Source organism: Streptomyces gelaticus, assembly GCF_014649535.1.
Lineage (GTDB): Bacteria > Actinomycetota > Actinomycetes > Streptomycetales > Streptomycetaceae > Streptomyces > Streptomyces gelaticus.
Genome location: NZ_BMTF01000008.1, coordinates 140,126 through 161,904, shown reverse-complemented (window position 1 = coordinate 161,904; position 21,779 = coordinate 140,126). Strand labels below are relative to the sequence as shown.

Annotated in this window: 16 protein-coding genes; 5 read left to right on the top strand and 11 right to left on the bottom strand. The window is 72.5% G+C overall.

Annotation, left to right across the window (positions count from 1 at the left end; translation table 11 throughout):
* Nucleotides 1-86: 86 nt before the first annotated feature.
* Together IE107_RS14765 and IE107_RS14760 are read left to right on the top strand one after the other, a co-directional pair.
* Entirely contained in the window at nt 87-1,148 is a 1,062-nt protein-coding gene (locus IE107_RS14765; protein WP_229866923.1) for a C40 family peptidase, read from the top strand.
* Between the two features lie 122 nt (nt 1,149-1,270).
* Nucleotides 1,271-2,032 (top strand): GNAT family N-acetyltransferase, encoded by a 762-nt coding sequence (locus tag IE107_RS14760; RefSeq protein ID WP_189544198.1) that lies wholly within the window; start codon nt 1,271-1,273, stop codon nt 2,030-2,032.
* 79 nt (nt 2,033-2,111) lie between these two features.
* On the opposite strand, the gene IE107_RS14755 is transcribed toward IE107_RS14760, so the two are convergent.
* Entirely contained in the window at nt 2,112-2,807 is a 696-nt protein-coding gene (locus tag IE107_RS14755) for a LuxR C-terminal-related transcriptional regulator (protein WP_189544197.1), read from the bottom strand.
* Entirely contained in the window at nt 2,791-4,089 is a 1,299-nt protein-coding gene (locus IE107_RS14750; protein WP_189544196.1) for an ATP-binding protein, read from the bottom strand. The genes IE107_RS14755 and IE107_RS14750 overlap by 17 nt, the downstream gene beginning before the upstream one ends.
* A 179-nt stretch (nt 4,090-4,268) precedes the next feature.
* Here IE107_RS14750 and IE107_RS14745 point away from each other — a divergent pair, with 179 nt between their 5' ends.
* Entirely contained in the window at nt 4,269-5,606 is a 1,338-nt protein-coding gene (locus tag IE107_RS14745) for a PspC domain-containing protein (RefSeq protein ID WP_189544195.1), read from the top strand.
* Nucleotides 5,607-5,762: 156 nt separating this feature from the next.
* On the opposite strand, the gene IE107_RS14740 is transcribed toward IE107_RS14745, so the two are convergent.
* From IE107_RS14740 to guaA, 5 genes are all read right to left on the bottom strand, one after another.
* Nucleotides 5,763-6,272: a DoxX family protein gene (locus IE107_RS14740; protein ID WP_189544334.1), complete on the bottom strand. Its 510-nt coding sequence runs from the start codon at nt 6,270-6,272 to the stop codon at nt 5,763-5,765.
* Nucleotides 6,273-6,385: 113 nt separating this feature from the next.
* A complete protein-coding gene (locus IE107_RS14735; protein WP_189544194.1) occupies nt 6,386-7,654 on the bottom strand; it encodes a hypothetical protein in 1,269 nt (422 codons plus the stop codon).
* Between the two features lie 112 nt (nt 7,655-7,766).
* A complete protein-coding gene (locus IE107_RS14730) occupies nt 7,767-8,537 on the bottom strand; it encodes a class II aldolase/adducin family protein (protein ID WP_189544193.1) in 771 nt (256 codons plus the stop codon).
* Nucleotides 8,538-8,649: 112 nt separating this feature from the next.
* Complete coding sequence (locus IE107_RS14725) at nt 8,650-9,258, bottom strand: Uma2 family endonuclease (protein WP_189544192.1); 609 nt, start codon at nt 9,256-9,258, stop codon at nt 8,650-8,652.
* A gap of 114 nt (nt 9,259-9,372) precedes the next feature.
* Complete coding sequence (gene guaA / locus IE107_RS14720) at nt 9,373-10,968, bottom strand: glutamine-hydrolyzing GMP synthase (protein WP_189544191.1); 1,596 nt, start codon at nt 10,966-10,968, stop codon at nt 9,373-9,375.
* 359 nt (nt 10,969-11,327) lie between these two features.
* On the opposite strand from guaA, the gene IE107_RS14715 reads away from it, so the two are divergent.
* A complete protein-coding gene (locus tag IE107_RS14715; protein WP_189544190.1) occupies nt 11,328-11,645 on the top strand; it encodes a chorismate mutase in 318 nt (105 codons plus the stop codon).
* Nucleotides 11,646-12,155: 510 nt separating this feature from the next.
* Nucleotides 12,156-13,190 (top strand): LAETG motif-containing sortase-dependent surface protein, encoded by a 1,035-nt coding sequence (locus tag IE107_RS14710; RefSeq protein WP_189544189.1) that lies wholly within the window; start codon nt 12,156-12,158, stop codon nt 13,188-13,190.
* Between the two features lie 173 nt (nt 13,191-13,363).
* Here IE107_RS14710 and IE107_RS14705 read toward each other — a convergent pair whose 3' ends face one another.
* The 4 genes from IE107_RS14705 to IE107_RS14690 form a co-directional block, all read right to left on the bottom strand.
* Complete coding sequence (locus IE107_RS14705; RefSeq protein ID WP_189544188.1) at nt 13,364-15,193, bottom strand: GMC family oxidoreductase; 1,830 nt, start codon at nt 15,191-15,193, stop codon at nt 13,364-13,366.
* Between the two features lie 50 nt (nt 15,194-15,243).
* Nucleotides 15,244-16,872 carry a succinic semialdehyde dehydrogenase gene (locus tag IE107_RS14700; RefSeq protein WP_189544187.1) on the bottom strand — a complete coding sequence of 543 codons (1,629 nt, stop codon included), beginning with the start codon at nt 16,870-16,872 and terminating at the stop codon, nt 15,244-15,246.
* A gap of 140 nt (nt 16,873-17,012) precedes the next feature.
* Entirely contained in the window at nt 17,013-18,668 is a 1,656-nt protein-coding gene (locus tag IE107_RS14695) for a serine/threonine-protein kinase (protein WP_189544186.1), read from the bottom strand.
* A gap of 131 nt (nt 18,669-18,799) precedes the next feature.
* Nucleotides 18,800-21,664: a serine/threonine kinase C-terminal domain-containing protein gene (locus IE107_RS14690; protein WP_189544185.1), complete on the bottom strand. Its 2,865-nt coding sequence runs from the start codon at nt 21,662-21,664 to the stop codon at nt 18,800-18,802.
* Nucleotides 21,665-21,779 lie beyond the last annotated feature (115 nt).

Sequence of the window (21,779 nt, the reverse complement as noted above, 5' to 3'; positions counted from 1 at the left end):
ACGGCGCACCGGTCGCCCCGCCGAGAGTTGCGGCGGGCCCGTCGGTAGCCCCCGACGGGCAGTCGTCAGGAAGGACGCACGCCCTCGTGGCAGCGCATCGAAAACCCAAGCAGCGCCCGTACACCGGCCCTGCTGCCCGCACCGCGGCGACCCTCGCCTTCGCCGGTGCCGCCACCGCCGCCGTCATGCCCGGCCCGGCGCACGCCGACCCGCAGCGCACTCCCGCCCAGGTCAAGGCCGAGGTGGACCGGCTGTACCACGACGCGGAGGTCGCCACCGAGCAGTACAACGGCGCGAAGGAGAAGGCGTCCGCCGCACAGGACGCCCTCGACTCCCTGCGCGACGAGGCCACCCGCAGGACCGAGCGCCTCAACGCCTCGCGCGACGCGCTGGGTTCGTTCGCCGCCGCGGAGTACCGCACCGGCGGCCTCGACACGTCGGTGCAGCTGGCACTCTCCTCCGACCCGGACCAGTACCTGGAGCGGGCCTCGTACGTGGACCGCGTCGGCGACCGCCGGGCCGCCGCGCTCGGCAAGGTCCGGCGGCAGGTCGCCCAGATCGCCCAGCTGCGCTCGCAGGCCGAGGGAGAGCTGGCCGCACTGGCCGCCCGCCGGGCCGAGCTGAAGAAGCACAAGGCGACGATCACGGCCAGGCTCGCCGACGCGCGGCGGCTCCTCGACCGGCTGAGCCCGCCCGAGCGCACCGCCTACGAGAACTCCGGCCACGGATCGGCCCACGGCGCGCATTCCGCCGACCGCGCCGACCGCTCCACCGCGCGCGGTCCCGTCCGTGCCCCGAACGCCCGCGCCGCCGAGGCCGTCGCGTTCGCGTACGGGGCGCTCGGCAAGCCGTACGTCTGGGGCGCCACCGGCCCCTCCTCGTTCGACTGCTCCGGGCTCACCCAGGCCGCCTGGCGCTCCGCCGGCGTCTCGCTGCCCCGGACCACGTACACCCAGATCAACGCCGGCCGGCGCGTATCGCGCTCCGAACTCGCCCCGGGCGACCTGGTGTTCTTCTACTCCGGCATCAGCCATGTCGGGCTCTACATCGGCAACGGCCAGATGATCCACGCCCCGCGCACCGGGTCACCGGTCCGGATCGCGCCGATCGACCAGATGCCCTTCGCCGGGGCCACCCGGGTGGCATAGGCTCCCGTCTCCGATCCGGGCCGACCCTTCGCCGGTCCGACCCGCCATCGGAGCAACCGCTTCGGGCCGGCCCGCCACCGGGTCGGCCCGCCGTCGCCCAACCGGCCGGAGGACCACCCCACATGCCCATGGACGCCGATGTCCAGACCCATGCCCGTACGCTCGCCCAGCGCTCCCCGGACCACCTCCGGGTCGGCCCCTTCACGGTGCGGTACAACCCCAACTGGTCGCTCAAGTACGCCAATTACGCCATACCCGACCAGGACGCGGAGCCGACCGCCGACGATCTCGACGCGCTGATCGCGGCGTTCCGCGAGCACGACCGGCTGCCCCGGCTGGAGTTCCTGCCCGGAACGGCGCCCGCGGTCGAACCCGCGCTGCTCGCCGCCGGGTTCACCGTCGAGAACCGGGCCCCGATCATGGCCTGCGCACCGGGCGGGCTGCTGCCGCCGAAGCAGGTGGACTCCCTCACGATCACCGAACCGGCCACCGACGCGGAGCTGGCCGCCGCCGCGCTCGTCCAGCACCACGGATACGGCGGGACCGGCGAGCCCGAGGACGGTGTGGCCCAGTGGCTGCGCACCGCGGCCCGGGACGGCGGGGTCGCGGCCCTGGCCACGGTCGACGGCGTGCCGGTGGGCGCGGGCGGCTGCTCCGTCCCGGTCGACGGCCTCACCGAACTGGCCGGTCTCGCCGTCGCCGACGCCCACCGCCGCCGCGGCATCGGCGCCGCACTCTCCGCCCATCTGACCGCGACCGCCTTCGAGCGCGGCTGCCGGGTGGTGTGGCTGGAGCCGGGCGACGCCGATGTGGAGCGGATCTACGCGGGCATCGGCTTCCGCAGGATCGGCGAGAAGCTGAACATCTCGCTCGAACCGGCCTGAGAAGCCCGCCGCCCGTCGGCAGGCCCGGCCCTCACGCAGGTCCGGCCCGCCGACGGGCCCGGACCGTCTTCCGGCCGGCTCAGACCAGCCGTCGCGCCGTGGCCCACCGGGTCAGCTCGTGCCGGTTGGAGAGCTGGAGCTTGCGCAGCACGGCCGAGACATGCGACTCGACGGTCTTCACCGAGATGAACAGCTGCTTGGCGATCTCCTTGTAGGCGTAGCCGCGGGCGATCAGCCGCAGCACCTCGCGCTCGCGCTGGGTGAGGCGGTCCAGGTCCTCGTCGACCGGCGGCGCGTCCGTGGAGGCGAAGGCGTCGAGGACGAAGCCGGCCAGCCGGGGCGAGAACACCGCGTCGCCGTCCTGGACCCGGAAGACCGAGTCGACCAGGTCGGTACCGGTGATGGTCTTGGTGACATAGCCGCGGGCACCGCCGCGGATGACGCCGATGACGTCCTCGGCGGCGTCCGACACGGACAGCGCCAGGAACCGCACCGGGTTCTCGACGGCCCCCATCAGCGGGGCGCAGCGGCGCAGCACCTCGACGCCACCGCCGCCGGGCAGATGCACGTCGAGGAGGACGACCTCGGGGCGGGTCGCCGTGATGACGTTGACCGCCTGGTCGACGTCGGCGGCCTCGCCGACCACCTCGACACCGGTCTCCTCGGTGCGGCCGATCTCGGCCTGGACGCCGGTGCGGAACATCCGGTGGTCGTCGACGAGCACGACCCGTACCCGGCGCTCCGGCCCCCCGGCCGGCTCAGTGGTCTCCGTCATCGCTCGCCCTCTCCATCTCCAGCTCGACTTCCGTGCCCCCACCGGGCACCGAACGCAGTCGCGCCGTACCGCCGTTGCGCTGCATCCGGCCGATGATTGATTCTCGTACGCCCATTCTGTCCCCCGGTACGGAGTCCAGGTCGAATCCCGGGCCCCGGTCGCGCACGGAGACGAAGACCGTGCGGCCCTCGACCTCCGCGTAGACCTGCACGGCGCCGCCCTCGCCACCGTACTTGGCGGCATTGACCATGGCTTCGCGCGCGGCCTGCATCTGGGCGGTCAGCTTCTCGTCCAGCGGGCAGTCGCCGACCACGACGACCTCCAGCGGGACACCGTGCTTGTCCTCGACCTCGGCAGCGGCGCGCTTGACCGCCTCGGCGAGGGTCTCGGGCTCGTCGTCCTCGTCCTTGCCGGTGCCCTCGGGGTTGTACAGCCAGTTGCGCAGTTCCCGTTCCTGGGCGCGGGCGAGCCTGCGGACCTCGCCCGCGTCGTCCGCGTTGCGCTGGATCAGGGTGAGGGTGTGCAGCACCGAGTCGTGGACATGGGCGGCCACCTCGGCGCGCTCCTGGGCCCGGATGCGCATCAGGCGTTCCTCGGAGAGGTCCTGGGTCATGCGTACGAGGTAGGGGCCGGCCAGCAGCGCGATACCGGTGAGGACGGCTATGGCCGCGGTCATGACGTTGCCGAGCTGGGCCGCGGAGCCGCGTACCACCATGAAGACGGCCAGGCCCAGGCCGACCAGGGCGACCCCGGCGAGCCCCCGGGCCAGATGCAGGACCCCGCGGCGGCTGCCGACCTCCATCCAGCGGGCGCGCCGGGCGTTGTCGGCCTGCCGCCACACCAGTACCGAACCGGCGCCGATCAGCAGCGTGGGCCAGATGTAACGGTTGGCCCCGGTGCCCATGTCGACGTTGCCGACGAAGATCATGGCGCCGAAGAGCAGCGCGATCAGGGCGAAGACCTGGCCCTTGTCGGGCTTGCGGAGCCGGCGGCTGCCGTCCGGGGCGGTCTCGAAGACCGAGCGCGGTGCCTCGACGCCTCCGACGCCGAGCGGGACGACGATCCAGAACACGGCGTAGAGCAGCGCCCCGAGGCCGTCCGCGAAGAACAGGCCGAGGAAGACGAACCGCACCCAGACGACGGGCAGCCCGAGGTGTCCGGCGAGACCGCGCGCGACGCCGCCCAGCAGCCGTCCGTCGGCGCTGCGGTACAGCTTGCGCAGCGGTGGCTCCTCCGGGTCCGTGGTGCGGGAGCTGGCGGCTCGGGTCGTGGCGGCTGGCATGACCCGATCGTCACATGTCCGAGCGGGTGACGGCATCAGGGTCGGCCCCCTAGTCGACCCTGAGTGCCCCGGCGGGCCCCGGGCCCGGGTCGCCCCCAGGGGCCGGGCCGGCCAATATCAGGGACCGTCCAGGGTCGGTGCGGGTCCCGGACGGGCTCCGGGCCCGTCACCATGGAGCCATGACCGTTCCCCAGGACACCGCCCCCGGTGTCGCTCCGCCCCCCGGCCCGGCACCTCTGCTGCGGCGCAGTCCGCAGCACAAGGTGGTGGCCGGGGTCTGCGGCGGGCTCGGCCGGTACTGCGACATCGATCCGGTGATCTTCCGGATCGTGCTCGGTGTGCTGTCCGTGACCGGCGGCATCGGGCTGATCTTCTACGGCTTCGCCTGGCTGCTGGTCCCCGTGGACGGCGAGGAGGAGAACGAGGCGCGCAGGCTGCTGTCCGGCCGGGTGGAAGGGGCCTCGCTGATCGCGGCGCTGCTCGCGCTGATCGGCTGCGGTCTCTTCCTCTCCATGCTGGGCAACGGCGGCACGCTGGCGTTCTCCGCGATGCTGTCGCTCGCGGTCGTCGGCTTCGCCGTATGGACGCAGCACCGCAGGACGGCGGCGCCCGAGGACCCGCTGCATCCGGCGACCGCGCAGGCGGTGGCGGACGCGCCCCCCGAGGTGAAGGCGCCGCCGTCGCCGGGCAGCCCGTCGTGGTGGCGGGACCCGATCGTCAAGGACGGCACGACGGGGCCGATGGGCGCGGGCTATCTGTGGGGTCCGGCCGACGCGGTGCTCCCGCCCCGTGCGGCACGTCCCGCGGGCGCCGCGCCGAAGGATCCGTTCCGTGCGCCCCGGCAGGAGGCCGGCACCAGGGGCCCGACCTCGATCGGCGGTCTCGTGTTCCTGTTCGCGCTGATCGCGGGCGGTCTGGGCACGGGGCTCAGCTGGGAGTCCCAGCCGCTCGGGACGAGTCTGCAGTTCGGCCTGGCCGCCGCGCTCGCGGTGTTCGGGCTCGGGATGCTGGTCAGCGCGTTCCTGGGCCGGACGGGGTTCGGCACGGTCATGCTGGCGATGGTCACGGCGGCCCTGCTGGCGGGCGCGTCCGCGCTGCCCAAGGACATCACCACCCAGTGGATGCGCGAGGAGTGGCGGCCGGCCACGGTGGCGGCGGTCCAGCCACACTACGAGCTGGGCTCCGGGACGGCACGGCTGGACCTCACCGACATCACGGTTCCCCGCGGGGACACGGTCCGCACCTGGGTGGAGGTCGGGGCGGGCCGCGCGGTCGTCGTCGTACCGAAGGAGGTGACGGTGAAGGTGGACGCGCAGACGGGCCTCGGCGACATCTCGATGCCGGTCAGTCGGCCGGGCGACAACTCGGCCGGGCAGCCGCGTGACGTGAACATCGACCCGTCGCAGAGCGAGCACCGGACGCTGCCGCCGCCCCCGGGCAGCAGACCGGCGGGCACGGTGGAACTCACTCTCGAAGTCGGCATCGGACAGGTGGAGGTCACCCGTGCTGCGTCATGAGATCCGTCCCGGACGGGCGGTGGCGGGTGTGGTCATGCTCGCGCTGGCGGCGGGATACGCGGCGGACGCCGCGGGGGCCTGGGATGCCCCGTGGGTCTTCTTCTTCCCGCTGTTCTTCGGCGGTCTCTGGCTGGCCGCCACCGTGACCTGGGTGAACTACCTGATCCGTCGCCGTCGTGTGGCGAGAAGGGCGTCCACGGAGAACGCCGCGGCCCCGCCGAGCACCAGCGGCAGCCAGGCCATGAGATAGGCCAGGTCATTGCCCAAGTAGTACGGCGAGACCTGCCAGCTCACGGTCAGCCACAGGCTGAGCGAGATCAGCGCCCCGCCGAGCGCGGCGAGCCGCGTCCAGAGCCCGAAGAAGGTGCCGAGGCCGACGGCGAGTTCACCGATGGCGATGGCGTACCCGAAGGCGGCGGGGCTCTTCAGCGCGAGGTCGACGAGGGCCGGGACCGCGGACGAGTCGCGTACCGCGTGCAAGGTCTCGCCGATGGAACCGGGGCCGCTCGCCCGGAAGAAGGAGCTGTCGGTCAGCTTGTCGAGCCCGGCGTAGACGAAGGTGACGCCGAGAAAGATCCGCAACGGCAGCAGGGCGTGCTCCCGCGCCACGTCCTTGAGCCCTCGCGCCTCGCCCAGACCTCGTACGTTCGTGCCGAATCCCTGCATGAGCATGTGCCCGCACCGCCTTCCGTAGACCCGTCACCAGACCTTACGTACGCGGCGGACGCGCTGCTCACCCGGTGGGCCGTCCAGCCGGTACCCGCCACGCGGTACGGCGGTCAGTCCGTCACGTCGATCTCGACCCGGTTCGTCTCCACCCCTGCGGCGGTCACGACCTGCACCTCCACCACTCCCGGCTCGACCTCCACCGGGACCGGCACGGTCAGGACGCCGTCCGTCGGATTGGCGAAGCCGCCGGTGACCGGGATCAGCGGCACATGTACATGGACCCGGCCGATCCGGACGACCATGCGGGCCAGCCGGTCCGGTGTCCCGGCGCCGGGCGGCACGAAGCCCGCACCGCGGATCTCGATGTCGTCGCCGGTACGGACCGACGCGTCCAGGTCCCCGGCCTCGCGGGCCCGGACCACCGAGAGGATCACCGGGCGCCCGCCCTCCGCGTACTTCCCGGCGAAGTAGGCGAGCGCCGAGACGGTGACCAGCAGCGCCAGGCCCCAGGGCAGGTCCGGCAACTGCTCGGGCCGGCGGGCGAGGCGGACCGCGGCGAACAGCACGGCGACGGTGCTCACCAGCACGTACTGCACATCCGTGAAGCTGCCCCGCCCGGAGTCGTCGGTGAGCAGATCGGCGGCGCGCGGCCGGACGGCCCGCAGCTTCTGGAGGCGCCCGGACAGGGTCCGTACGGTCACCACTCGGCGTACGACGACGGCGACGGCGCACACCAGCGCGAGCACGGTCACCACGCCTGCGCCCCGGGCCAGGTCCAGCCCCTCGATGAGTGCGTCGCGCTCGGCGTGACGGGAGGCGCCCGCCAGCTGGAGCGCCAGCACGAGCACGGAGAAGACCGCGAGCAGCACCCAGGAGACGGCGACCGCCCGGGAGGTGGAGAGCCGGTTGTCCTCGCCGATCAACGGGGCGAGGAGGCCGCCGCGGGCGCGGTGGACATGAGCGGCACCGGTCAGCAGGCCCGCGGTGACGAGTCCCGCGACCAGCCCCGCCGTACGGGCGTTGGTCCAGCCCGCGCCGATGGCGGTGGCGGCCTCGCCGATGATCAGCAGGGCGACGCCTGCCCACACCACGATCAGGGTGCGGCGCCACACCCGGTACAGCCAGGCGTCGCCCGCCTCCCGGCCCCGTTCGGCGACGGTCCTGGCGGACTGGGTCAGCTCGTCCGAGACCCACTGACGGGTCGCCGAAGCGGACTGCGCCACCCCGGGCGGCAGGCCCTGGCCGACGGCGAGTTCGTCCCGCTTGGCCAGGAACGCGGCCACCGCGCGCCGGTGGCCCTCGCGTGCCCCGTGCGGGCAGTCGCCGCACGTGCAGCCGCCCCCGTGCGTGCTGCCCGCCCTCGCCTCGTCCAACGCCACTGAGAACGCCGCCCCTTCAAGCCCCGGTGCAGCCAACTCGGCTGCTATTGCAGCGAATTGTGCCGTACGGCGGGGCTGTGGACCGCATCGGGGCGGCCCTCGGCGCGTATCGTCAGAATGTGCGGCTGATCCGGCGCCACAGGGGCTGGTAGTTGATCCAGCCCACCAGGTCGCTGCCCAGCTGGTCACGGGTGGCGACCGCGTCACGGTGCTCGATCAGGACCGGTTTCCCGGCCGCCCGTGCGGCCAGCTGCACCTGGCAGGAGCGCTCCAGTGCGATGAACCACCAGGCGGCCGCGTCCACCGAGTCGCCGACGGTCAGCAGTCCGTGGTTGCGCAGCACGATCGCCTTGTGCCCGCCGAGCGCGGCGGCGATCCGGCGCCCCTCTTCCTCGTCCACGACGACGCCGGTGTACGCGTCGTACAGGACATGGTCCTCGTAGAAGGCGCAGGAGTCCTGGGTGATCGGCTCGATGAGCTCGCCGAGCGCGGACAGGGCCCGCCCGTGCACGGAGTGGGTGTGCGCGACGGCGACGACGTCCGGGCGGGCCCGGTGCACCTGCGCATGGACGGCGAACGCCGCCTGATTGACGTGGTGGCGCCCCTCGACGACCTGGCCCTGGCCGTTGACCAGGATCAGCTCGTCGGGTGTGAGCCCGGCGAACGGGGCCCCGAAGGGGTTGACCCAGAAGCAGTCGGTGAACTCCGGGTCCCGTGCGGTGATGTGACCGGAGACGCCGTCCTCGTACCCGTACTCCCCGAACAGCCGCAGCGCCCCGGTCAGCCGTTCCTTCCGGTGGGCGCGCTCGTCGCCCACGGATTCATGGACGGGCGGCATCGCGAAGTGGAGCTGGTCCACGGGGACGGGTATGGGCTCGGACATGGCGGCTCCTCGGGGATCCCAGGGCGTACGGGACCGGAAGTTACCGCTGGTTGCCGCAAGTGGCCAGGGGTGCGGGGCGGGGCCCTGGGCGGAACCGCCCCGAGCACGCCCCCTACCTTCCGCGGTTGTAGATCTGGGTGAGGTCCGCTTCGATCAGGAACGGAACGTCCAGCTTGAGCTTGTTGTGGTAGATGCCCGTCGGGGTGTAAGCCTGCCGGGCCGGGTCGAGTTCGTACACGTACACGATCGGCAGACCGTCGGCGTCCGCTTCCACCCGCCAGAAGTGGACGACTCCGGCGGCGGCGTACTTGCGCGGTTTGACGTCGCGATCGCGGTCCTGCGAGTCGGGTGAGACCACTTCCACGGCCAGGACGACGTCCTCGGGCTCGTACCAGGTCTGGTCTGCCCCGGTGTCCGCCTCCGCCCGGTAGACCACCATGTCGGGCTCCGGGCGATTCCGCTTGTCGATCCTGATGGTCATTTCCCGGTCGACATCGAGATCCGGCGGCAGATGCGCGAGCAGCGCCTGCTCCAGCAACCACATCGTGCGGGTGTGGAATTTCCGCTGCGGACTCATGAAGACGAGACTCCCGTCGATCAGCTCGGTGTGGGGCGGGAGGCCCGGAATCCGGTCGAGGTCGTCCGCTGTCCATCCGCCCTCGGGCGGGACGGGCCACCGGTACCGCTGCTTCTCAAGCCTGGGCTCGGGTGCGGCGCTCATGATTGCTCCCATGGGGCAGAGTCTCGTCTCCTCAGCCAGCGTACCCAGCTCATACGACGATGCCGCCGCCCAAACGAATGAGCGACGGCATCGGCATTGACCTTGCGGGAGGGGTCACTCCCACTCGATGGTGCCCGGCGGCTTGCTCGTCACGTCGAGCACGACGCGGTTGACGTCGGCGACCTCGTTGGTGATGCGGGTCGAGATCCGGGCGAGGGTCTCGTAGGGCAGGCGCGACCAGTCGGCCGTCATGGCGTCCTCGGAGGAGACCGGGCGCAGGACGATCGGGTGGCCGTAGGTGCGGCCGTCGCCCTGGACGCCGACCGAGCGGACGTCGGCGAGCAGGACCACCGGGCACTGCCAGATGTCCCGGTCCAGGCCGGCCGCGGTCAGCTCCTCACGGGCGATGGCGTCGGCCTCGCGGAGCAGGTCGAGCCGCTCCTTGGTGACCTCGCCGACGATGCGGATGCCGAGGCCGGGGCCGGGGAACGGCTGGCGCTGGACGATCTCCTCCGGCAGGCCGAGCTCCTGGCCGACCATGCGGACCTCGTCCTTGAACAGCTGGCGCAGCGGCTCGACGAGCTGGAACTCGATGTCCTCGGGGAGGCCGCCCACGTTGTGGTGCGACTTGATGTTGGCGGTGCCGGTGCCGCCGCCGGACTCGACGACGTCCGGGTAGAGCGTGCCCTGGACGAGGAAGGCGACTTCCTCGCCGTCGGCGGCACCCTCGGCGACGATCTCGGCCTGGGCCTGCTCGAAGACGCGGATGAACTCGCGGCCGATGATCTTCCGCTTCTGCTCGGGGTCGGAGACCCCGGCCAGCGCGGTGAGGAAGCGCTCCTCGGCGTCGACGACCTTCAGCTGGACCCCGGTGGAGGCCACGAAGTCCTTCTCGACCTGCTCGCTCTCGCCCTTGCGCATCAGACCGTGGTCCACGTACACGCAGGTCAGCTGGGAGCCGATGGCCTTCTGCACGAGGGCAGCGGCGACCGCGGAGTCCACCCCGCCGGACAGGCCGCAGATGGCGCGCTTGGTGCCGACCTGCTCGCGGATCAGCGCGATCTGCTCCTCGACCACATTGGTCGTGGTCCAGGTCGGCTCGATACCGGCGCCGCGGTAGAGGAAGTGCTCCAGGACCTGCTGGCCGTGCGTGGAGTGCAGGACCTCGGGGTGGTACTGGACGCCGTAGAGCTTCTTCTCGTCGTTCTCGAAGGCGGCGACCGGCACGACGTCGGTGGACGCGGTGACGGTGAAGCCCTCAGGGGCTGCGGAGCAGGCGTCGCCGTGCGACATCCAGACCGACTGCTCGGCGGGCGTTCCCTCGAAGAGCGTGGAGCCGGTCTTGGAGACGGTGAGCGGGGTACGGCCGTACTCACGGGCACCGTTGTCGTCGACGGTGCCGCCGAGGGTGGTGGCCATCAGCTGGAAGCCGTAGCACATGCCGAAGACCGGGACCCCGGCCTCGAAGAGCGCACGGTCGAGGGAGGGCGCTCCTTCGGCGTACACCGACGAGGGACCGCCGGACAGGATGATCGCCCGGGGGTTCTTGGCCAGCATCTCGGCCACCGGCATGGTGGACGGGACGATCTCGCTGTAGACCCGGGCCTCACGGACGCGTCGGGCGATGAGCTGGGCGTACTGCGCGCCGAAGTCGACGACGAGAACCACGTCCGTGGTGGCGTCGGGGGCGGCGGGGGGTGCTGCTGGCACGGGCGGCCTTCCGGCGGTGAAGGGGGGTCTGTTTTGTCGATTCTACCGGGGTTGCGGAGTCGGCCCTCGTCCCGCCCGTACAGGAGTGCGGGCGCGGACCCCGCGGGGGCCCGCCCGGACCGGGCGTCTCAGCATCCGGGCCCCGTGTTGGTCCCTCCTCGGCGACGGGGCCATACTGAATCCATGCGTCAGCACACGACCTTCGTCTTTACCTATGGCATCCGGCCCGCCGGCTGCCATGGTCGTGCTGCTTGATCCGCACAAGCAACGTTCCAGGCGCCCCGGGCCGAAAGGCCCGGGGCGCCTTGGCGTTACGGACCGGCCGGCCTCGGGGACCGCACCCACGAGGAGTCACCACCATGACCAGCACCGCCCCCGCGAAGACCGCTCCCGCGAAGACCGCCGCAGAGAAGACCGGTGCGCACACCGAGGAGGCCGCCGCACTGATCGACGACGCGCGGGCCCGCATCGACACCCTCGACGACCGGATCATCGGGCTCGTCCAGGAGCGGATGGCCGTCTCGGCGGTCGTCCAGGAGGCCCGGATCACGTCCGGCGGCCGACGGATCAACCTCTCGCGCGAGATGGAGATCCTCGCCTCGTACCGGAACGCGCTCGGCCGGCCCGGCACCTCGCTCGCCATGACGCTGCTGGAGCTGTGCCGCGGCCGGGCCTGACACCCCGCGGGCCCCGGGGTACCCCGGCGTATCCCAGTTCGGGCCGACTCTCACCCGTACGGAGCGTGACCGGGTCCAGCGCGGCTTCGTTGGTCCCGGTGTCCGTGCCAGCCAGGGGCGGCTCTGGAAAGAAACCACGCGTGGCTCCGCTGGAGCGTGTGGCGTACCGCAGGTGCGCCGTGGGACCGCGCCCCAGCGTGCGTGACCGGTCGGCAGGGGACAGCAGTCCGGTCACCCCAGGAAACGGCCGGCTCCGGGGACGCCCGGAGCCGGCCGCGTCCGAGACTCCCCAGGGCCCCCACCGGCCGGTTTCCGGCCTGAGGGGCCCTTTCTCATGGCCGCGGACGTGAGAGGCGTCACATAAGGGTTCTGTGAGTATCCGGACAACCATTGCGGCGGACCACGGGTCAACCATGCGGAACCACCGGCCCCGCTCGTGCCCCCTCACGGCGGGCCCGTCCCGAACCCGTATCACCCCTCGCGGTGGTACGCCGGAATTCTGAGGTCACCATGAAGCTTCGCCGCGCCCTGGCACTCGCCGCCGCCACGGCGGTCATCGCCCCCGCCGCGGTTCTGGCCGCCCCCGCCGCGCTCGCCGTGGCGACGGACGGGACCACCACCGCCGAGGCCACCGGCTCGCCCTCGCCGAGCGACTCCGGGGCCCCGGAGGCCGAGCCGGACGCGTCCGCCTCCACGCCCGCCGAGGAGGCCTCCGAAGACCCCGCCGAGGAGCCCGGCGAGCCCGGTCCGGGCGAGGACTCCGACTCCGCCGGGGGCACCGGCCCGGCCGCGGACGAGGCCGTCGGCGCGACCCCGAGCGGTTCGGCGAGCGCCTCGTCGTCCGCCTCCGCCTCCCCGTCGGAGTCCGAGGACCCGGAGGAGCCGGCGCAGTGCGCCAAGTCCGACCTGGACATCTCCATCAACGGCCTGCCCGGCCGGATCGCCCGGGGCAGCGGCTGGCACACGTTCAAGATGAACGTCTACAACTCCTCGAAGTCCACCGTGAAGGAGATCGACTACTTCGCGGGCGCCGCCTCCGACAAGGAGGGCAACGACCTCTTCCGCTCGAAGCAGGTCAGCCTCCAGGCCCTCGACCCGGAGACCGACAAGTGGGTGGAGCTCAGTGAGGACGGCCGCGCCGTCGGTTACGTCGGCCAGTCCGACGAGATCCCCGCGGGGTACGAGGTCGACATCCCGCTGCGCATCAATGTGAAGCCGACCGCCCCCGTGGGCGCCGGTTTCACGCTCGGTGCCGGTCTGTACGTGGGCGACAAGGACTGCCTGGGCGTCAGCGACGTCGCGTACAAGTTCAAGATCGTGGAGTCCGGCGGGAGCGGTTCGACGCCGCAGACCGGCGGCAGCGCCCCGGTGCCGTCCACGAAGCCGGCCGACAACCCGACCGGCAAGGTCTCCGGCAGCCTCGCGGAGACCGGTTCGTCCTCCGCGCTGCCGGTGTTCGCCACCGCGGGCGGGGTGGCCGTAGTGCTCGGCGCGGGCGCGATGTTCATCGTGCGGCGCCGCAGGAACGGTGACGCCGGCGCGTGACGCGCCCGTTTCACCGTGCTCGCGGAGGGGCTGCACTCGGAGGGGGGTGCAGCCCCTTTCTGCTGCCCTGCTGCCCTGTCGGCCTGCTGTTCTGCCGACCTGCTGTTCTGGCCGACCTGCTGTTCTGGCCGGCTTGCTGTTCCGCCGACCTGCTGCCCGATCGGATGTCTCCGCTACGGCTTCTTCTTCGGCGGGACGGCCGGCAGCCCCAGGAACGGCAGCTTCAGCGCACCGAAGGCGTCCTTCGGCACGGCCGGTGACCGGGGCTCGACCGCGGACAGCCGTTCGTACGCCTCGCCCTGCGCCGGACGCGGGTCCGCCTCGCCCTTGTTGGGCCAGAAGGACATGGCGCGCTCGGCCTGTGCGGTGATGGTGAGCGAGGGGTTGACGCCGAGGTTCGCGGAGACCGCCGAGCCGTCGACCACCGAGATGCCGGGGTGCCCGTAGAGCCGGTGGTACGGGTCGATCACCCCGTTGTCGGCGGTGGAACCGATGGGGCAGCCGCCGAGGAAGTGCGCGGTGAGCGGGGTGCCCATCAGCTCGCCCACGTTCGAACCCGCGAAGCCGTTGATCTCCTCGGCGAGCAGCGTGGCGCTGCGCGTCGCCGCCTCGATCTGGGTCGGGTTGGGTGCGCCGTGCCCCTGCCGGGCGGTGAGCAGGCCCTTTCCCACACCGCCGGGCTTGCGATACGTCGTCAGGGAGTTGTCGAGCGACTGCATGACGAGCCCGATGATGGTCCGTTCCGACCAGCGGCGGTTGGAGAGCGACCGGGCCGCGAGCGCGGGGTGCTTGACCAGTTCGAGCAGCCACCTGCGCACCCGGTGCGCACCGAACGGCACCTGGAGGACGGTCAGCGCGCCCATCGAGTTGGAGCCCTTGCCGTATCGGACCGGCTCGATGTGCGTGTTCTCGTCCGGGTGGATCGAGGAGGTGATGGCGACGCCGCGGGTGAAGTCGGCCCGCGCGGTCCCGTGCTTCTTCCGGTAGCGCCGGTCGCTGGTCTGCGAGCCGACCAGGCCCTCGGAGTTGGTGCGGGTCAGTTCGCCGAGCCGGGACGAGATCCGGGGCAGCAGGCCGGTGTCCTTCATCCGGTGCAGCAGTGTCTGGGTGCCGTACGTGCCCGCGGCGACGACGACCTTGCGGGCGGTGAACGTGCGGCCCTTCCCCTTCCTCCGGTTGTCGGTGGGGAGGGTCTTGACCGCGTAGCCGCCCCGGGAGTCCTCGGTGACCGCGACGACCGAGGTCATCGGGTGGATGACCGCGCCCGCCTTCTGAGCGAGGTGGAGGTAGTTCTCGTTGAGGGTGTTCTTCGCGCCGTGCCGGCAGCCGGTCATGCACTCGCCGCACTCGGTGCAGGCCTTGCGGGACGGCCCCGCCCCGCCGAAGAACGGGTCGGCGACCTCGCCGCCCGGCCGGGCCCTGCCCGTGCCGTCGCCGTCCTCACCGTCCCCGAAGAAGACGCCCACCGGCGCCATGTGGAACGTGTCGCCGATGCCCATGGCCTGCGCGGTCGCCTTCAGGTGGACGTCCGACGGGGTCATGGTCGGGTTGAGCCGGACCCCCAGCATCCGCTTGGCCTGGTCGTAGTACGGGCCCAGTTCCTCGCGCCAGTCGGTGATGTCCTTCCACTGCGGGTCGTCGAAGAACGGCGCGAGCGGCTCGTACAGGGTGTTGGCGTAGTTCAGCGAACCTCCGCCGACGCCCGCGCCTGCCAGCACCATGACGTTGCCCAGCAGATGGATGCGCTGGATGCCGTAGAGGCCGAGCGTCGGGGCCCACAGGAAGTTCTTCAGGTCCCAGGAGTTCTTGGGCAGTTCGGACCGGGCGAAGCGGCGGCCCGCCTCCAGCACCCCGACGCGGTACCCCTTCTCGGTCAGCCGCAGGGCCGACACCGCACCGCCGAAGCCCGAGCCGACGACGAGCACGTCGTAGTCGTAGCGGGCGTCGCCGTCGGCGTTCTCCGCGGCGACGGGCCGATTCCGGGCAGGGCTGTCCTGGGGCATGGCTCTCCTCGGTGCGGGGAACGGACGGAAGGTGCTGCGGCACCCCGGTGTCAGCGCAGGCGGAACGCCTTCATCGCCCTGAGGCTGGCGCTCATGAACGCCGCGTACTTCTCGTCGTCCATGCCGAAGGACGGGGCGAGCTGGATCAGCCGCTGCTGGGCGACGGTCTGTGCCTCGGTGTATTTGAGGATGCCCTCGGAACCGTGCCGGCGGCCGAGGCCGGAGTCCTTCATGCCACCCATCGGGGACTGCACGCTGCCGTACGCGGGGGCGTAGCCCTCGTTGATGTTGACGGTGCCGGTCCGCAGCCGGGCGGCGACCTGGTGGCCGCGCCGGGAGTCCTTGGTCCAGACGCTGGAGTTCAGGCCGTACGGGGTGGCGTTGGCGAGGGCGACGACCTCGTCCTCGTCGGTGAAGCGGTAGACGGAGACGACCGGACCGAAGGTCTCCTCGTTGCAGACGGCCATCGGCGCCTCGACTCCGTCGAGGATGGTCGGCTCGTAGAACAGCGGGCCGATGTCGGGCCGGGCGGCCCCGCCCGCGACCAGCCTGGCGCCCTTCTCGACGGCCTCGGCGACATGCCGGGTGACGGTCTCCAGCTGGCGCTCGCTGACCAGGGAGCCCATGTCGGCGCCGTAGGCGAGGGAGCTGCCGAGCCGCATGGCCTTCGTACGGGCGGCGAAGCGGGCCACGAAGTCGTCGGCGATCGACTCGTGGACGTACAGCCGCTCGATGGAGATGCAGAGCTGCCCCGCGGAGGAGAAGCAGGCACGGACGGCGCCCGCGGCGGCCTTCTCCACGTCGGCGTCCTTCAGGACCAGCATGGCGTTCTTGCCGCCGAGCTCCAGCGAGACCCCGACGAGCCGGGCCGCCGCGCCCTGCGCGACCTGGCGGCCGGTGCGGGTGGAGCCGGTGAACGAGACATAGTCGGCGTGCTCGACGACCTCGGGGCCGACAACGGGTCCCTCGCCGAGCACGACCTGGAACACCTCGGCGGGCAGCCCGGCCTCGATCAGCAGGTCGCGGGCCCACAGCGCGGTCAGCGCGGTCTCCGTGTCGGGCTTCATCACGACGGCGTTGCCGGAGACGAACGCGGGCAGCGCGTCACCGACGGACAGCTCCAGCGGGTAGTTCCACGGCGCGATCTGGCCGACGACACCGCGCGGCTGACGCAGCTCGGTGACCTTGGTGAGGACCGGTACGACTCCGGTGTGCCGCTTCGGCTTCAGATACGCGCCGGCCCGGCGCCCGTAGTGGCGGGCCACGACGGCGACGGCCTGCACCTCCTCGTGGGCGTGCAGCCGGGCCTTGCCGGTCTCCAGCTGGATGAGGTCGAGCACCTCGGCCTGGCGGCTGAGGACGAGGTCGTGGAAACGGAGCAGCACGGCGGCCCTGGCGCGGACGGGCGTCGCGGCCCAGGCGGGCTGGGCTGCACGGGCCCGCTCGAAGGCGTCCGCCACGTCCTCGGGCGTGGACTCCGGCAGATCGGCCAGCTTCTCCCCGGTGAAGGGGGTGTGGTTGGCCGTGCGGCCCGACCCGGCCACGCCCCGGGTCAGCCGGGCGACCACCTCGGGGGTCACCACATCGGCGGCGGTGCGCACCCCTGCGGGGGCGGCGGCCACCGGATTGGTGCCGAGCGGGGCTGCGGAGGTGGATGTGGAGGCCTGCGAGTCCGTCATGAGGGCGAGAGTACGTCCCGCCGCACGCTTTGGGTACCCGTGAGTAACAGGTTTTCACACTCCTCACAAACAAGCCAGCGATCACTGGCAACAAAGCCCCTGATCAGGAGCCCTGCGGTCGCGGAGCGGTCCGGCGGGCCTCAGCCGGAGCTGCCGGGCGCACGCCATCCGCGCAGCATCGTGTCGAACTGCGACCGGGTCGTGTCCCAATCGTCCGCCGGGCCCGTCATGTACAGCGCGTACTCCGGACCGCCCTCCTCCCCGAAGTACATCTGGTCGATCGCGTGGCGCGGACCCGGGTGGTCCTTGGTCTCGGTCCAGGTGAACTCCCAGAGCGAGCCCGGCCGGTCCCGGTAGGTGTTGGAGTGCAGGGTCTTGCGCTGGTAGCCGGGAAGCCGTTCGGAGAGCTGCTTCTCCAGGCCCAGCATGTGCATGTACGGGTTCTCGAAGTCGGGCGCCGGGTCGATGCTGATCCGGATGTAGTGCACGCCGTTGTCCGGGGTGTAGTCGATCTGGTTGCCGTCCGCCCGGCGCTCCCAGCCCTCGGGCACGATCAGGCTGAAGCCCTCGGGGTCGTTCACCCGCTTCCAGCCCTGGGGCACGTCCTTCACCCGCACATCGGGCTCGGCCGAGGACGGGGTCCCGCGGTCGGGCTTGCCGGGGTCGACGGGCGCGTGCGTGCCCGTGCCGTCGCGCCCGGTGGTGTTCTCCGTCCGGTCGCCGTACTTCATCGCGGCGAGTCCCGCGCCGCCGCCGACCAGCGCCGCGGCCGCGATGACCAGGACCGCGGTGCGCCAGCGGCCGCGGCTGCGCCGGACCGCCGGGGCCGGTACCGGTGCGGGTGTCGCCGGGTGGGGCAGTTGAGTGGTGCCGGGCCCGGCGGGGCCGTCCTGGCCCAGTGAGCGCAGGGCCTCGTCGGGGACCCTCTGCGTCGGCACGTACGCCTGCGCCGCCACGGGCGCGCGGCCCTCCATGGCGTCCAGCAGCATCCGTTCCGTCTCCGCGGCCGAGGGGCGCTCGTCCGGCTCCTTGCGCAGCAGCGCGGTGATCACGGGCGCCAGCGGGCCCGCCCGGCCGGGCGGCGGAGGCTCCTCGGCGACGACGGCCTGCATGGTGGAGATCGGGGACGTACGGCGGAACGGCGAGCGCCCCTCGACCGCGGTGTAGAGCGTGGCGCCGAGCGACCACAGGTCGGACGCCGGCCCCGGGTCGCCGCCGCGTACCCGCTCGGGGGCCAGGTAGTCGATGGAGCCGACCAGTTCGCCGGTCCGGGTGATGGTCGAGTCGCCCTCGATGGCGGCGATCCCGAAGTCGGTGAGCAGCACCTGGCCGTCCTTGGCGAGAAGCACGTTGCCGGGCTTCACGTCGCGGTGCAGGACCCCTGCCCCGTGCGCGGCGCGCAGGGCGCTCAGCACATGGAGGCCGATCCTCGCGGCCTCGCGCGGCTCGATCTCGCCGGACTCCTTGGCGGCATCGGCGAGGGACGGGCCGTCGACGTACTGCATGACGATCCAGGGCCGGCTGTCGTACTCGATCACGTCGTGCACGGTGACCACGCCCGGATGCGTGATCCGGGCGGCCGCACGGGCCTCCTTCTGCGTGCGGGCGTGCAGCACGATCCGGTCCGCCTCCGCGACGTACAGACCGGCGGTCAACTCCTTGACCGCGACCGTGCGGTGCAGCACCTCGTCGTGGGCACGCCAAACCTTGCCCATGCCGCCGCGCCCGAGGACCTCGCCCAGCCGGTACCTTCCGGCCAGCACCAGTCCCGTGTCCGTGCCCTGTGATCGATCCACGTGTCCCCGCCCCGTTCCTCGGGTGCCAGATTACGGAGCGGACGCACGGCCACGGAACCTCGCACCGCCCACGAGACCGCACTGTGATGCTTGTCGCTTCCCGCGTCGGCCGGGTGATGCACGGAGAGGGTTCAGGACGTCACGCGGTAGGAGGAGATGGCTTGTTGGTAGATCTCCGAAACCTTGTCGCGCCGGTTCTCCGGGCCGATGACCTGGATGATGTGGTATCGGCCGCCCACGGCCATCACGAGGTTGCGCACGTACACCTCGCGTCCCGACGCGTCCTGCCAGGTGAACTGGCCCTCAGCCATGGCCTGTCGTCCGACGTCGATCCGGCGCAGCCCGCTCGACCCCGACCACGTGGAGTCGCGGAACGGCTGCAACTCCAGCTCCTTGTCGGCCTGGTACGCCAGCGGGTCCTCGCCGCCGGCCTTGACGGTGTCGCGGCCGGGGACGATCAGCAGGCTGAAGCCGTCGCTGTCGTAACGGATCTGACGGTCCGCGTTGGCGGGACTGCGCTGCCAGCCCTTGGCCACGCCGACCTCGAAGCCCTCCGGGTCCTTGCGCAGGGTGTAGCCGGGGGCGAGAGCGACGGCGGAGCGGCTGGTCTGCGGCTGCTGCGCACCCGGTGACCGCGAGGCCCCCGAGCCGCCGGACCCGCCGGACCCGGGCTCGGGCGAACCGGACGTCGACGACGCCGGGCCCGTGGAGCCCTTGCCCGATTCGGTGTCCGCCTTGGGCATGAACATCACGGCGTACGCGATGGCCGCGACGAGGGCCAGCAGGATCAGTGCGAGGAGCAGCTGCCCGAGCCGCCGCGGCGCCTGCCGCTCGCCGTCCCGGGGGCGGGGCGGGGTGCGCAGTGCCTTGGGGCCCTTGGGCTCGCGCGGTGGCCGGGGTGGCTGGGCGACCCGGGGGGCCTTCTCCGGCCTGGGCCTGTCCTGCCGGTCGGTTCGGTCGGTTCTGTCCTTGGTGTGGCGGTGGCGGCCGTGGGCCGCGTTCCTGCCGCGCCGTCTGCGGACCAGCTCGCCCCTGCGGCGTACGACGGGTAGCCGGGCGCTGTCGGCGGACGGCAGGGGTACGACGTCCAGGCCGGCCTCGGGCTCGGGCGCCGAGCGCACCAGGGAGCGCAGCCAGCCGCTCAGCTCCTCGAAGTCCGGCCGCTCGGTGGGGTCCTGGCGCAGCAGGGACTCGACGACGGGCCGCAGCGGGCCGCACTCCTCGGCGAAGGCGGGCGGCTCCCCGCACACCATCTGGACGAGCTCGGCCGCGTTCTCCTCGGGGTAGGGGGCGTGACCCTGGACGGCGCGGTAGAGCAGGGCGCCCAGTGCCCAGAGGTCGGTGGCGGGTCCGATCGGTGGGGCCAGCCGCCAGTTCTCGTGGACGGGGCCGGCCTGCTCGGGCGCCCAGCGCTCGGTGACCGCGCCGACCACGGCGATCCGGGCCTGCCGGGCGCGCTCGGCGGCGAGGGGGGTGGCGGGGCCGCGGTAGGCGGAGCCGGTCTGGCCGCTCTCGGCCGCCTCTTCCCAGCGGCCCGGCCGCCGCTGACCGCCGGGGCGGTGCGCGGGCAGTGCCGGGGAGTCGCCGCGGCGCCGGGCGTCGGCGCGCAGGGCCTCCTCGCCCGAGCCTCCGGCGGGGACGGGGCGCCCGGCCCCGGGGCCGTCGCGCCAGGAGCCGGTCAGATGCAGCCGACGCGCGGGCGGGCGGCCGTCCTCGTCGTCGCTGTCGTCGTCGCTGTCGCTGTCGTCGTGCGGATTCCTGGCGTACGGGTCCTGTGCGTACCGGTCCTTGGTGTACGGGTCGTCGGTGACGTGGCTCCGGGGGGCAGCCGGTCCGTCGTCCTCGGGCCCTGCGAGGCGCTGGACCGGCAGGCTGCCGGTGTCCTCCGCCCCGGCCGTCCCGGTGCGGCGCCGGTCCTCGGTGACGCGGACGGCGGCGCGGGCGCCCTCGCGGTAGGCGGCTATGGCACCGGCGCGCTCGGCCCGCAGGTGGGCGGCGTCCGCCGTCCCGCCACGACGGTCGTCGGGGCCGTCGCCGTGGTCGTACGGATCCTCGCCGTGCGGATCCTCGGCGTAGTCGTACACGTCCTCGCCGCGCGGATCCTCGGCGTAGTCGTACGCGTCCTTGCCGCGCCGATCCTCGTCGTACACGTCCTCGTCGTGCGGGTCGGCGCCGTCACCGTCGTGGGGGACGCCGGTCGCCCGGCCCGTCTCGATCGCCGCCGGGGCGCGTGAGGCCGGTACCTGGGCCGGAGGGGCGGGCACGGACGGCATGGACGGTATGGGCGGTATGGCCGGCGGGGGCGGTGCGTACATCCCGGCCGGGCCCGTGCCGATGGCCGGGCGGCCGAAGCCGTCCTCGTCTCCGAAGCCGCCCTCGTGCCCGTCCTCGTCCTCGTCGGGCTGCGGTGTCGGTACGTAGCCGCAGAGCGCTTCCTCCGCCGCCCCGGCCGCCAGGCCGGTCAGCACGACGCGGCCGTCGTCACAGATCAGCACCGTGCGGACGGTGATGTTCCGGTGGGTCCAGCCGTGGGCGTGCAGCACACGCAGCGCGGTCAGCACGTCGGAACCGATCTCGGCGGCCCGGAAGGGGTTGAGCGACCGCTCCGTGAGCAGCGCGGCGAGCGGGCGGGCCGCGACGAGTTCGCTCACGATCCAGAGCGAGCCCTCCTCGGCGAACACGTCGAAGACCTGGGCGAGTCTGGGGTGGTCGGGCACCTGGGCCGCCGCCCGCGCGGCTTCCACCGCGCGCCGGACCGCCGGGTCCGCGGGCTCGCGCACGGCCCGTCCGGTGGCATCACGGCGGGATGCCGGGGCCGGATCGTCGGCGTCGAGCACCTCGGCGTCCACCACCTCGGGCAACGGCACCTGCCGGACCAGGACTTCCTGTCCGCTAAAGGTGTCGAACGCCCGGATCTCGACCACTTCGTACTCATCGGTCGAGGGCAGCGGAAGGCGGTAGCGGTCGGCAAGCACCCGACCCGCGTAGTCGTCCACGACGCCTCCCCAGAGCGCGCTGTCCCCCGGCCACGAAGACCGCGTCGATCCATCAATTGCGGTCACTTGCCGTGCAATTGACTCACCGTTCTGGCTGTATAAGGCCTTCAGGCTC